This is a genomic window from Moritella sp. 24 (assembly GCF_018219155.1).
Taxonomy (GTDB): domain Bacteria; phylum Pseudomonadota; class Gammaproteobacteria; order Enterobacterales; family Moritellaceae; genus Moritella.
The window spans coordinates 2219534-2233667 of the sequence record NZ_CP056123.1; the positions used below are offsets into that span (position 1 = coordinate 2219534).

Consider the following 14134-nt stretch of genomic DNA (forward strand, 5'->3'; position numbering starts at 1 on the left):
ACTTAAATTATGAAACAATTTATTCAGAGCTTACCTAAAGTTGAACTTCATTTACACATCGAAGGCACTCTTGAGCCTGAGCTCATGTTTGAACTTGCTGCACGTAATAATATTACGCTGCCATTTAAATCATTCGAAGATGTTAGAGATGCTTACAATTTCCATAACCTCCAATCATTTTTAGACATTTATTATCAAGGTGCGAATGTATTAATCACAGAGCAAGATTTTTTCGATCTGACCTGGGCTTATTTACTCCGCTGTAAAAATGATAATGTTGTACATACCGAAATATTTTTCGATCCGCAAACACACACTGAACGTGGGATTAGTTTTGATACTGTTGTTAACGGTATTCATAACGCCTTATCTAAAGCAGTTGAAGAACTGGGTATTACCAGTCAATTGATCATGTGTTTCTTACGTCACCTTGATGAAGAGTCTGCATTTACAACATTAAATCAATCACTTGAACATAAAGATAAGATTGTTGCGGTTGGTCTAGACTCATCTGAAAATGGTAATCCAGCGAGTAAATTTGAACGTGTTTTTAAAGCTGCCACGAAAGAAGGCTTTTTAGCTGTCGCGCATGCAGGCGAAGAAGGTGAGGCGAGTAATATCCGTGAAGCGTTAGACTTATTACAAATTACACGTATTGATCATGGTGTTCGCTGTTCTGATGATGAGAGTTTAGTGAAAGAGCTCGCAATGCAACGCACACCATTGACCGTTTGCCCTTTATCAAATATCAAACTTAAGGTATTTGATAACATGGAAGAACATAACATTGTTGCGCTATTACGAAAAAATGTATGCGTCACCATCAATTCTGATGATCCAGCATACTTTGGTGGTTACATGACTGATAATTTTATGGCTGTTAGTAATGCACATGAAATGTCTAAAGCTGAAATCGCACAATTCACATTTAATGCAATTGAGGCCAGTTTTATCCCGCAACGAGAAAAAAACCGGTTGATGATGATAAATAAAGCTTATTTAGAGAATAATTAGTCATAGAATCCCGTAAAAGTCTCATTTTTACGGGGAATAAAATAACGCTGTATTTATATACAGTGTTATTTTTAGTTAGCTTAAATCGATACTTATCTGTTTAAAACCAACCTTTTGGGCATTCGCAGCTGCAGCATCAATACTCTTAAATGCACGTGGTGTATTTGACTCTTCACGTTGTGACGTCATCACGTGTACATTATTATTTGCTGTTTTTACAATTAATATGTAACCGTTCATTAATGGTGCGCGTTTAATTATGACCGATTTCAGGCCTCCGTTATCAAACAAAACCTTCAACTCTTTAAGTTCCAAGCGAATATAACCTATGGATTGTAGAAAATATGAGGCATGTATTTTACAATCAAAATGCGCTTATAAACAATCAAATTTTAAATTTGATTGTTTATGTTCAGGTTTAGTAAATGAATATGAGTAAATGAATAGGTATGATATATATGAATGATTTCAATACTTAGCGTACCAAATACAGCAAGGGTACTTGTCACTGGGTCAATAACGGATGTTAAGCCATTCGTTTCTGATAACTCAGCGTCAAATATTAAGCTATCGTTTTCATGGCCTGTGAATAGCCTGTAGTGAATAGCCCTGAAGCTGAAAGACTCCTTAAAAATTCAAAATTCAAAATTCAAAATAAACGCCTTGTTGTAAGTTCCAGATAAGTAATGCTGCTTAATATAGTTTATCACTCTCTTTTATGGGCGCAGAAGTACCTTTCCCATACAAGTAGTCGGTATTGGCATGGGAAGCTTTTTGGTTAATGATCTGGCTACGTAAGTTTGTACTTAGCGATTAGCTGCTCTCGTTTCTTCGGTAATATATTGATTTTAGTTATGTCAGCTTCAGTCACCTCAACAAGGCGTTTATTCATGATCTTAAACCATAACCAAGGGATATAGGCGATGGGATACATACCAAAATAACCGTTTGGCAGTGTGGGTAATCCGTTAAAGTGACGTAACGATTGATAGCTACGCGTTGCATTCGCATGATGGTCAGAATGGCGTTGTAAGTGAAATAAAGCCCAATTTGAAAACACATGATTACTGTTCCAACTATGATGAGGCTGAGGTCGTTCGTACCTGCCATTAGGTAGCTTCTTTCTTAACAAACCATAATGCTCGATATAGTTTGCAGAGGTCAATTGCCACATTGACCAAAATGCAGAAATGAATAAATAAGGGATAACACCTGAACCTAGCCAAACGGCTAGACTTGCATAGGCTGAAAAACTTAATACTATTGATTGTAGAAATTCATTTTCAAAAGAATAGACTGATTTACCTCTATTTTTTAAACGTCTTTTTTCTAATTGATGTGCTCGTAAGATGGCACCTGGTAATTCTCTTAGGGCAAAGCTATAGATGTTTTCGCCCATTTTTGATGAGGCCGGATCTTCAGGAGTCGCAACATGTTTATGGTGTCCTTGGTTATGCTCGATAAAGAAGTGGCCGTAAGCAGCAATCGCTAACACCAATTTTGCTAATTTACGGTCTAATTTATTCTTCTTATGACCTAATTCGTGACCTATATTTAAGCCGTGACCACCTACATTACCTGCCAACAAGGCTGTTGCTAGATAACCGCTCCAACTTAGATCATGACTACCAACAAACCACCCGCAAAAGATAAATACAGTGATAACGACGGGAACGTGTAGGAGCGTAATACGACGATAAAAAGGATCTGACTCGAGCTGAGGAATAATTATTTCAGGGGGATTACTGGTATCTTCACCCATGACTTGATCTATGATGGGAAAAGTTACATAGCTAAAAAGGAAAAAGAACCAGAGCAACCATTCATGATTAAAAGCCATAAACAAAAGTGGTCCAGCGGCGGCTATGCTGGGTAATAAAAGAGAAAATAACCAAAAATATCTCTTTTTATCCACGTATGTCGTGCCATCATCCGCTATAAAGGTCCCTGAAGAATTCATACTTTGCTCTCTATGAGGTGATTTATACTTGTTTATAATAGTCGGCCTTAGGCTAAGCGCTAGTGTATACGCCTTTGATTATTCACATACTCTACACCTATGGAACTAAAACTTTGATCTAGTTAACTATTTGGGGCGTAGCTAGCGGGGATGATGTCTGACTTTATATTCCGTTTTATCATGATATAAATTATTGATATAACTCAGGTCGGAATATGAAGTTTAATAAAATTAGTCTTATGCTCTTGCTTGCCAGTCCAAGCTTGTTTGCTTTTCCTAATCTCACTATTTCAACAAGTACGAATAGTCGCGATTTTCCCCTTAGTCATGAGTCACCGCTGGTGGTGCCACTTACAAAAGCAAGCTACACCTTAAAAGTGACTGGTATTAAAGGAGACTGTATTGCTCAAAAAGAACAAAAGGTAAGGTTCAATCAGCCTTTAGGGTTGAATTGTGCTACCTCGACCGAGTTGCCTATAAAAATAAGGTTTAATGGCGATTATGCATTTATATTCGATGCCGAAAAAAAGACTATTTTGGTAAAACGACAACCTAAGAAATCCACAAAACAAGTATTTAAGCGTCCTCTGCCACAGGTTCAGTGTGACGCCTATCATGGCGGAGAGGTGACAATTAATCTTGCTGATACTTATAAAGACGGAACGCAATTAAAAGATAAGTTAAGCGGTCAGGTTGTTACTGTTATTAAGCAGCGAGTAACTCTAACGCCAGCGGCTAATAGCGGTGGTCTAATATTACTGGAACCAGTAAAAACACCCGTGAAAGAAACGGAATTTAACTGGCGTAATGCAAATATCTATTTTGTTATGATTGATCGGTTTAATAATGCAGATACAAGTAATGATAATAGCTATGGACGTCATAAAGATGGCAAAGATGAAGTCGGCACTTTTCATGGTGGTGATTTAAAAGGTGTTATTGAGAAGCTTGATTATATAGAAAGTCTAGGAACAAGTGCTATTTGGCTTTCACCTATTGTAGAGCAGGTTCACGGCTTTGTGGGTGGTGGTAATGCGGGTACATTTCCATTTTATAGCTATCACGGCTATTGGGCTCGAGACTTCACCAAAATAGATAATAACTTTGGTGATGAAGATGATCTTAAGCGGCTGGTGGAAGAAGCGCATAAGCGGGATATTAAAGTATTACTTGATGTCGTTATCAATCACCCTGGATATGCCACATTAGCGGATCTACAACGTGATCAAATTCCTGTCGTTAACTTATCCAAAACGTTACCTATTAAATGGTCTGATTGGCAACCTAATCAAGGACAAAACTGGCATAGTTTTAATGACAGTGTCGATTATAACAGCGATGAATGGGCTCGTTGGTGGGGAGGTGATTGGGTTCGTTCTGGCCTACCTAATTATCCCAAACCCGGTAGTAGCGATCAAACTTTATCACTTGCTGGTTTACCTGACTTTATTACAGAGTCCACTAAATCTGTCATACCACCACAATGGTTATTAACGAATCCAGGAACGCGAGTCATTAGCCGTGACAACTACACGGTAGCAGACTATCTTATTGACTGGCAAACTGATTGGGTAAGACGCTTCGGTATTGATGGTTACCGTATAGACACTGTAAAGCATGTGTCTGGTGATGTATGGACGCGCTTAAAGCAAGCCGCGACTAACAGTTTAAATGATTGGCGAGAAGAGAATAATAAAAGCGAGCAAGCATTTTGGATGATGGGTGAAGTATGGGGGCACAGCGCATATCGTAGTCCTTATTATGATGACGGCTTTGATGCCTTGATAAATTTTGATATGCAGAAGAAGATGGACCAAGGTGCTGCCTGTTTTAGTATGATGGCAGATACATACCAAAGTTACGCTGATACACTCCAAGAAGAACCAGACTTTAACCCCGTTAGTTATATGTCCTCTCATGATACGGAGCTTTTCTTTGGACGGTTTAAATCATTTGAAATGCAACGTAATGCAGCAAGTGCACTACTGCTCAGTCCTGGGGCCGTACAAGTTTACTATGGTGACGAAATTGCGAGAAATATAGGCCCTTATGCCGATGATTTCCACCAAGGTACACGTTCTGATATGAGTTGGTCGTTAGATATTAATCGTCAGCAGTTGTTAAAACACTGGCAAACACTTGGGCAATTTAGACAAGAACACCCCGCAATTGGCGCGGGGAACCACAAGGTGCTTAAGCAACAAAACGGCTATGCGTTTTCTCGTACATTAGGGGCCGATAAGGTCGTTGTTGCTTTTGTTGGTAACAGGGTCTTATGATTACTCTTCAGGATAAAAAATAGTCGCATAACCAATGGCATAGCATAAAGCATGCTTCACTTCTTCTTTGTCGCCTTGGATCAGGTCTATGAGATTCTTGGCGCCACCGACACTCTTCATAATGTCTTTGCAATTGGTCAATAATTGGCGATAACTCGCGTCTTCATCAATGATTTTTATCCATGACTTCAAAAACTTATCAGGTGACGATAAATCTAGCGGTTCAAGTATAAGCGCCGATAGCATAGGCCGTATTTCATCGATCAAAAACTCTTTACGTTTAAAGTGAGTAAGGATCCCTGAACGGCTAATATTCGCCGCTTTGGCGATGGTAAGAAAAGACAGGGCATCTTCACCTTGATTAAGCACAATCTCAAATGAGCAACTAATGATCTTACGTCTTGTTTCTTTCGCTACTGCTTGGCTTACTTTTGGCATCTTACTTCCTCTAATTGACAACGTATATTACCTGCCAAATACAGTTATGCCTAGCAAAGGGTAATTATCGCTTAATAGTAAACCAGTGGGCTGGTGGATTATAACATCGCGCAAGTTAACTTTGATCCCATGAAATCAAAATAAAGTACGGTGTACTTTAAAAGTTCAATTAACTTTGTTAGGATTCATCATCACTGGTAAAAATACACACTTATTTGATGGGGTAACTCTCATTGGTGTTACCTGTTTACGCGGTATTATTAGGTATGAATATAATGTAATTACTTAATATATATTGACTTTATTTTTAAGGACTTTACATAAGGGCTTTACATGTTGCCATTCAATCAGTACTGCAAAAGTGCGCTTTTGTTATCTGCCTCAGTATTATTTGTTGGCTGTGAATCAGAGATTCAGGTCACCAAAAACAATGCAGAAGTGATCCGACCGGTTAAATTACTCAATATAGGTAATAGCGAACACAGTCGTTTACTTTCTTTTCCGGCTGTTATTCAAGCTGGTCGTTCCTCTAACTTGGCTTTTCAAGTCAGTGGTATCGTTACGTCTATTCAAGTTAATGAATCAATGGAAGTGAAAAAAGGAGATGTTCTTGCCACGCTAGACCCAAGAGACTATCAAGTTAAGGTTGATGTAGCGAAAGCACAATTTGATAAAAGCGAATCTGAGTTTAGTCGTTCGAAGGGACTTTTCAAAAAGAATATTATCTCACTTATCAAGTATGAGTCGTTAAGAGCAGAGCGAGATGTTAACAAAGCGAATCTAGAAACGGCACAAAAGTCTTTGGATGATACTGTATTACGTGCACCTTACGCGGGTAACATTTCTAAAATAGACCTTAAAAGTAATCAGACTGTACAACAAGGTAATGAAGTGATTTCTATGCTTGCTCTGAATAAGCTCGAAGCAAAAATCAACTTACCGTCATCTATCATCGCTAAATCTCAAGAATCAAACACTGAGAGTCCTGTGTACATCGTATTAAATGCGGCTCCAGAGCAAAAAATACCCGCGTTTATGAAAGAAATCTCATTAGAAGCAGATACTGACTCACAGACCTACCAAGCGACTTTCTATTTTTCACCTCAAGCCGGACTTAATATATTACCGGGAATGAACGCAAGGGTATTTTTTCAAGATCCAACGAAAGTTAATTCAAAAGAGATTGTGCGTATCCCTATGTCTGCGTTAACAAAACAAGAAGAACACTTATTTGTATGGGTACTTAATGAAGACACGATGACCGTGTTTAAGCGAGTTGTGACGATAGAGAATGGCGTAGGTGAGAGTCTTATCGTTAAAAGTGGCTTAAACAAGGGCGAAACGGTGATTACTGCGGGTGTTTCATTTCTATCTGAGGGTATGAAAGTACGTCCTTGGATTAAAAACTAAGTGAGATTGGATAATCAATTATGAATATTGCAGAGTTTTCTATAAAAAACCAAGTACTCAGTGTCATCGTCATTCTCCTTTCATTATTGGGCGGGTGGTCAGCCTATCAAGACATGGCTAGATTCGAAGACCCTGAATTTACAATCAGAACGGCATTAATCTTTACGCAATACCCCGGAGCCAGCCCTGAAGAAGTGGCTAGAGAAGTCACGGAACCCTTAGAAACTGCGTTGCAACAAATACAGGAAGTGAAGAAGGTTAGTTCGAAGTCAACGGCGGGACTGTCTGAGATCACGGTAGATATAAAATACCAATTTTCTAAAGACAAAGACGACCTACAAGTTATTTGGACAAAATTAAGAAATAAGATAAAGGATGCTGAACGGGCTTTGCCACCTAATGTTACAACGCCTATCGTTAATGATGATTTTGGTGACTTGTATGGCCTGTATTACTTCATTACCGGGGATGACTTTGAGGCGGCTGAATTAAGAACCTATGCAAAGTCACTACAAAAAGACATTCTTCAAGTTGATGGTGTCGGTAAGGTTCAACTTTCAGGGGAACAACAGGAAGCGATATTTGTTGAAATTGCTGCCGAGACATCGATGCAACTTGGTGTGTCACTGTCTAATGTTTATGACATTTTAAAACAACAAAATGCAGTTATTTCATCGGGTAATGTAAATATTGGTAATAAACGTATTGTTATCGATCCATCTGGTGCCATTGATTCAATTAGTGCGATTCAAAATCTATTAGTGTCTACAGGTAATAACAATAAAGTTATCTATTTAAAAGACATTGCTCATGTCTATCGTTCGTATACGACACCGAGTGACAAGATTGTTCGTTACAACGGTAAGCCTGCAATTGCGTTAGGTGTGTCTAATGTGTCGGGGGGAAACGTTGTTGTTGTCGGTAAAGCTGTCACAGATAAGATTAAAGAATCTGAAAGTAGACGTCCTTTAGGTATTGAGGTGTCTGAGTATTATCATCAAGGTGATATTGTTGAAGCATCTGTCGATAACTTTATTGTGAATGTGATTGCAGCGCTGATCATCGTTATTGTTATCTTGTTTCTGTTTATGGGCATGCGCTCAGCACTGGTTATTGGTTTCATTCTTATTCTAACGATTGCTGCGACATTAGCGACGATGCACCTTATTGATATTCCAATGCATCGTATCTCGTTAGGCGCGTTGATTATTGCCTTAGGGATGATGGTTGATAATGCCATCGTAGTGACTGAAGGCATACTTGTTGGTGTTAAAGAAGGTCAACGAAAACTTGAGATAGCGAAAAGCGTTGTACAGCAAACTAAATGGCCACTGTTAGGCGGCACGCTGGTGGGTATTATTGCATTTGCTCCAATTGGCTTTGCGCCCGGAGAAACGGCTGAATATACCGGTCATCTATTTTGGGTTGTGATGATTTCACTGCTATTTAGCTGGCTCTTTGCGGTGACGATTACGCCTTTAACTTGTTTCTGGCTATTTCCAGAAGCTAATTCAGCACAAACCCAGCAGAAAGAGAGTCGATTCTTTACTTTTTATAAACGCTTTATGATTGCTGCGTTAAAGCATCGTTGGTCGGTTGTGATTGGTGTTGTCGCGCTATTTTTGACTTCTATTTGGGGCGCGCAATTTATGACTCAAGGTTTCTTTCCGCAATCGACGACCCCTCAGCTGGTGGTTGATTACTGGCTACCGGAAGGAACGCGAATTGAACAGACTCAACAAGACATGAAAGAGTTAGAAGCTTTTGTGCTTGAGATGGATAATGTTGATGCAGTTCAAACACTAATCGGCGGTGGCGGTATTCGCTATATGCTGACCTATTCAGGCGAGTCGAATAATAGCGCTTATGGTCAACTGCTGATAAGAGTTAAAGACTATCGTAAAATCGACGACATGATACCAACCGTTCAGGACTTTATTCGTGATAACTATCCTGATGCACAGGCAAAGGCATGGCGATTTGTACTTGGACCTGGTGGCGGTTCAAAAATTGAGGCTGAATTTAGAGGTTCCGATCCTGCTGTATTACGTCAATTGGCGAATAAAGCAAAAGCGATCATGATTGAAGACGGTCGAACACTGTCGATTAAAGACGACTGGCGTGAACCTGTTAGTGTTGTTGAGCCTTTATATTCGGAAAGCAAAGGGCGACGAGCAGGTATTTCGAGGGAAGATTTAGCTAATGCTATTTCAGAGTTTTATTCAGGAAAGCAGATTGGGATATACAGAGAAGGGCAAGACCTCATCCCCATTATTTCTAGAATACCGAACGCACAGAATAAAGGCATTAATGATATCAATGATATTCAGGTATTAAGTGTGATATCAGGTAAGTTTGTGCCTATTACTCAGGTGACAGACGGGTTCAGAACAATCTGGAGAGACGGGCAAATACGTCGTGAAAACCGTATTTTTACAATCAAAGCACAATGTGATCCTTATGCTGAAGAACTACCGTCAACGCTATTATCTCGATTAAGACAACAGATTGAAGCAATAGACTTACCTGATGGATACAGCTTAAAGTGGGGTGGTGAGTTTGGTGATTCAGAAGAGTCAAATGGCGACTTAATGTCGACAATTCCACTTGGATTTTTGGCGATGGTGCTGGTGGTTGTTATCTTGTTTGGAAAAATTAGACAACCTCTTGTTATTTGGCTGGTGGTTCCTTTAGCGACGATTGGCGTCGTGTTTGGTTTGGTCGTGACAGGTATTCCGCTGGAGTTCATGGGTATTCTTGGTATTTTATCATTATCAGGTTTGCTGATTAAAAACGGGATTGTACTTGTTGATCAAATGGACTTTGAAATCAAAAATGGAAAAGCGAAGTTTGATGCCGTCGTTGATTCAGCCACAAGTCGTGTACGCCCAGTGATGATGGGAACACTAACGACAGTGTTTGGTGTTATTCCACTGTTCTTTGATGCGTTTTTCCAGTCAATGGCCGTTGTAATTGTATTCGGTTTAACATTCGCCACACTATTAACACTGTTAATAGTGCCTGTTTTATATACCATTTTTATGGATATTAAGTCACCTGATTAGCAGGCACACCAAGATTAACGCTAACAGCTGCTAAAGGATATAGCAATGCGGTGCCTTTTTTATTTAAAGAAGGTGCCGCATTAGGACAGTCCGTCATCATTTCGTTTTACCTTAGACAACAGCCTCTTATAGACTGATTCCGAATTCATTTAATTAACGAATTAAGGATATCGGATGATTAAATCTAAAAAAGTAATGACTGTATTAGCCATCGCATGCTGTTTTTCTACAAGTGCGCTTGCGCGATACGATGTACAGCCTGTCGTAAAAAAGAACATCAGTACCGAACAGATGCTTTACAGTGCGTTGGATACTCCATCATTTAGCATTCTGAGCAGTGAACAGATCGTTCGTACTGGAAAAGAAGGGATTATGGTCAATGAGGACATCTCAATATCAGGCGTAAGGCTAGAGGGTAATGACCTTGTGTTTACAATCACCAATAATACCATGCGAAAGTTTGCTGATATTAACCTGAGCTTAGGCAGCACAGGTATTACGATTGATACACTCCTAAACCCTTTCACTGAAATGACTATTCGAGCAGATAACACCACTTTATATTCGGTAGAGCAAGTTGCGTTTCTGGATCCAAATCCTTTATTTACACCAAACACAAATGGGTACAATGATTCAGTCAGTCTGAAGCAAGTTCAAGCCTATTACAGTCTTCAAGATAACTTGAAAACAACGTATGGTCAGGCATCAAACTATGATCGATACATGGAATACTTTACAAATGGCCGCGATGAACTTCGTCGAAACGCATGGTCAAAATGGTTTCATACTGTGTCTGATAATGACACCACGCAATACAGAGCACACAACAAAACAGGTACATCTGGTGGCTCGTGGTTAGCGATTGGTAACCCACATCTTGATAAAATTATAGATATTCCTGATTACAGTGGTGCATACGCATTCTTTAGTCATGAAAATGCGCACTCAATGGGCTTTAAGCATGACTCAGGGATGGCTTACGGTTGGGATAATCATGCGATCTATATGATCAATGAAGCAAGGGAAAAAGGGTTAATTGCAAACAGTGAAATTAAATCACAAACAAATGATTTCTTTTTAGAATATGACGAAGACAGTAATAAAATTCGCCTGTTTAAAAAGAATAACGCCTCTTTCGACGGTTTCGAACGTCTTAATATGATTTATGATTCAACACGAGTAAGAGTGGGTAGCGTAAACGCACAAGATGATTACATTTCACTACCAGCTAAAACGAATACCTTAGCGTCAAAAATTGTTATTAATGGCAAATTAAAGGGTCATGATACCGCTGTGAACTTGATTGTGAGAGCTGGTGAGTTAGGCATTTCATCGGAAGAAGAGTTTAACCTTCAAGATGATCCCACTATAGATGGTTACGTAGCTGAAGAAGAAGCACATCAAGAAGAACGTCTAGAAGTGAATAAAACATTCCCTGATTCAAATGTATGGAGTGATTCAGGGAATGTTCGCTTTCCTGCCACTATCACTTATAAAGATGAAGAGCGTGTTATCTGTAAGTTCCAATACACAACACAGGGCTTACAAGTTCGAACTTTACTTGGTGTTGTAAAAGAAGATGTTTGTAGTATTGGCGAGACGAACACAGTCGCAGAAGTTAAAGGCTTTACGTCAGAACCTAACGCTTATCAGGTTGTCGATCTTGAAGCGCCGGGACTAACGTCAGAAAACTTGTCTGTTCAAGTGACTCAGCAAGATAATCGTTTCGCTCAGGTTTGTGTTTATAACGGTTATGCAGACTCAGACTACCAGCTTTCAGGTGTTGGTTTTAAAGGCACAAATAATAAGTGTACTTCAAGCATGACTGCATTTAATGGCAAGTCATGGGGAATGAGTAGAAATTACAATTATGTACCGCTTAACCCTGTTGTTGACTACCTACCAGAAAATGCTGGTTGGGGCCCGTTAGCTGAAACTGAAACCCCATTAACTGTATGGACGAAAAATGGTGATAAAACCATTTGCCGCTTTGCCATTGAAAAGACGCAAGAGTTTGGTTTTGTAACGGAAGATCAAAGTAGCTGTACTATTGGTGATCGTAACTCAATCAATGATATTGTTGGTTATAGCAAAGATAACTTCCAAGTTATTAACGCGGATTATGGCGTAGTAGGTGAACCAGTTCGCTTAACTTATGACAATCGTGACGCTACAATTTGTTATAAGAGTGGCAGAAAATTTGCGGGCGTATCCGTTTCGTTTAACGGTGTATCGTGTGGTAAGGAAACTCGTTTGTTGAAGAAGGCTTATAACGGTAATTACTATATGTTTAGCAAGCGTTACAATAGCTTTGCGACTTTCTAAAAGTATAATTTAGTTTATTGAATGTTATAAAAAGCCCTAGCTTCAGGCACTCTTTCTAGTTAGAAGTGTATAAGAGTGAAGTGAGGGCTTTTTTGTTACACACCTCGGTATTATCTCAGAATCAAAAATCAGTTCTAAGCGCATACCTTTTAGCAGAAGCCCCGTATCCCGCTCCCCTTACGTTTATTACATCCCTTACATCTCTTACACTAATTGTGTTGATGTGCAACATTTAACTGTGTAATTTATTAACAATCAAGTGATATGCAGCATATTAAGCTGAATTTTATTCACGAATAATAATTTTAACACCATTTAAAAATATGAAACTTCTTCAATGGTGGAGCCAAAATATAAATATATTTTTATAACAGATACAAATGATCAAAAAATAAGGGAGCGTCGATGAACTATCAAAACCTTAGCAATTTAGAAACTGCTCAATTAACTTATGGGGATAATCTCGACCAGATTCAGACGGTCTGTAACATGAATACCGGATTTCGCGGACCAAGAATTCTAAATCGAACGAATGGGGTCGATGTAGGTAAATTAGATAACTGGATAAAATGCCTATCTGATAGAGGTGGCGAACTCGCTGACAGACCTTTGGCAACTTATACACTACCAGGGGCGCACGATGCCTTGACCTATGCGTTTAAAGGGTGGCACAGAAGAGGGGCGAAAGGAGGTACGGTTACTCAAGTCTTGGATCTTACTTCTCAATTTAATTTAGGAATTAGATACTTTGATATCCGAGTCAAGGAGAAGAATGGTGAGCTCATTGGTTTCCATGGTATGTTCAACTTAACAGGTGTCGATATAGAAGCTGCGATCGCGAATCTTTTTAGAATCGCAGTGCAGAAGAAAGAACCTATCGTTATCAAATTTGATTATAAAGGCAATGCGTTTCCCATCGTTAGCAGATTGGCTAACATGTTTTCTGGGAATATTATGCCAACTTCAGAGTACTGGAAATCAAGTGTCGGTGAATGTATTCGTCAAGGCAAGGTATTGTGTTTATTCCACAAAATAAAATCTAAGCATAAAGCGAAGTTAGGAGATGTTGTTGATATGTTTGGCGACTACTCTAAGCATAAGGCTGGCGGGTTTTCAAATAAGCATAATATGAAATCGCACGCAGGGTATCTTGAAAAATTAACAACTCAAGGTTATAGCCTAGACGAAGAAAGACTCAAAGTGATGTCGTTGAATATACCTTGTATTCCTACAAGCGGTTCTCAGATCGCTGGCGGCGCGATGAATACTGTACTCGCTGGTGTCCCAAGTTTGCTATACAGAGGCGGGCAAAGAATTATAAGAGTGAAGACACATAATCGCTGGCTTGGCTTTTATAAAGCGGTTAGTTCAATAGAACAACTTGAAGTAGTTAAAGATATAAACTTAGGGTTTGTAAATAAACTTACTGACTTGGTTAATTCTTGGTATTCCCTTGAGGACGATGAAAACAATCCGATCGCGAGGGAAAGTCACGGAGAGAAGATGACTCAGTATGTTGCGGGTGCAGTAGGAATGGATTTCGTTCAAGGTAAGCGAGATTTAATTTTACAACTTATTGAATTGAACAATCGAGATTTTTAAATAACCCTAGCTCGCGATTAAAAGATAGTCCGAACTAAAGC

9 protein-coding genes are annotated in these 14134 nt (G+C 39.2%); 6 read left to right on the plus strand and 3 right to left on the minus strand.

Annotated features, from left to right (window positions below):
- Positions 1 to 9: 9 nt before the first annotated feature.
- Positions 10 to 1014, plus strand: a complete 1005-nt coding sequence (locus tag HWV00_RS09955; RefSeq protein ID WP_211686092.1) for an adenosine deaminase — start codon at positions 10 to 12, stop codon at positions 1012 to 1014.
- 75 nt (positions 1015 to 1089) lie between these two features.
- Here the strand turns inward: HWV00_RS09955 and HWV00_RS09960 are convergent, their stop codons facing one another.
- Together HWV00_RS09960 and HWV00_RS09965 are read right to left on the minus strand one after the other, a co-directional pair.
- Positions 1090 to 1254 carry a hypothetical protein gene (locus HWV00_RS09960; RefSeq protein WP_255555005.1) on the minus strand — a complete coding sequence of 55 codons (165 nt, stop codon included), beginning with the start codon at positions 1252 to 1254 and terminating at the stop codon, positions 1090 to 1092.
- A 550-nt stretch (positions 1255 to 1804) separates the two neighbouring features.
- The gene (locus tag HWV00_RS09965; RefSeq protein ID WP_211686096.1) at positions 1805 to 2974 is read right to left on the minus strand and encodes an alkane 1-monooxygenase; all 1170 of its coding nucleotides are present in this window, start codon (positions 2972 to 2974) and stop codon (positions 1805 to 1807) included.
- Positions 2975 to 3189: 215 nt separating this feature from the next.
- Here HWV00_RS09965 and HWV00_RS09970 point away from each other — a divergent pair, with 215 nt between their 5' ends.
- Positions 3190 to 5253 (plus strand): alpha-amylase, encoded by a 2064-nt coding sequence (locus HWV00_RS09970; protein ID WP_211686099.1) that lies wholly within the window; start codon positions 3190 to 3192, stop codon positions 5251 to 5253.
- Here the strand turns inward: HWV00_RS09970 and HWV00_RS09975 are convergent, their stop codons facing one another.
- Complete coding sequence (locus tag HWV00_RS09975) at positions 5254 to 5691, minus strand: TetR/AcrR family transcriptional regulator (protein ID WP_211686100.1); 438 nt, start codon at positions 5689 to 5691, stop codon at positions 5254 to 5256. It lies immediately after the preceding gene.
- A 333-nt stretch (positions 5692 to 6024) separates the two neighbouring features.
- Here HWV00_RS09975 and HWV00_RS09980 point away from each other — a divergent pair, with 333 nt between their 5' ends.
- The 4 genes from HWV00_RS09980 to HWV00_RS09995 all read left to right on the plus strand — a co-directional run bounded on the left by HWV00_RS09980 (position 6025) and on the right by HWV00_RS09995 (position 14093).
- On the plus strand, positions 6025 to 7101 hold the full coding sequence (locus HWV00_RS09980) for an efflux RND transporter periplasmic adaptor subunit (protein WP_211686102.1): 1077 nt from the start codon (positions 6025 to 6027) through the stop codon (positions 7099 to 7101).
- Between the two features lie 20 nt (positions 7102 to 7121).
- The gene (locus tag HWV00_RS09985) at positions 7122 to 10166 is read left to right on the plus strand and encodes an efflux RND transporter permease subunit (RefSeq protein ID WP_211686104.1); all 3045 of its coding nucleotides are present in this window, start codon (positions 7122 to 7124) and stop codon (positions 10164 to 10166) included.
- A gap of 174 nt (positions 10167 to 10340) precedes the next feature.
- A complete protein-coding gene (locus HWV00_RS09990) occupies positions 10341 to 12491 on the plus strand; it encodes a hypothetical protein (protein WP_211686106.1) in 2151 nt (716 codons plus the stop codon).
- Positions 12492 to 12896: 405 nt separating this feature from the next.
- A complete protein-coding gene (locus tag HWV00_RS09995) occupies positions 12897 to 14093 on the plus strand; it encodes a hypothetical protein (protein WP_211686108.1) in 1197 nt (398 codons plus the stop codon).
- Positions 14094 to 14134 lie beyond the last annotated feature (41 nt).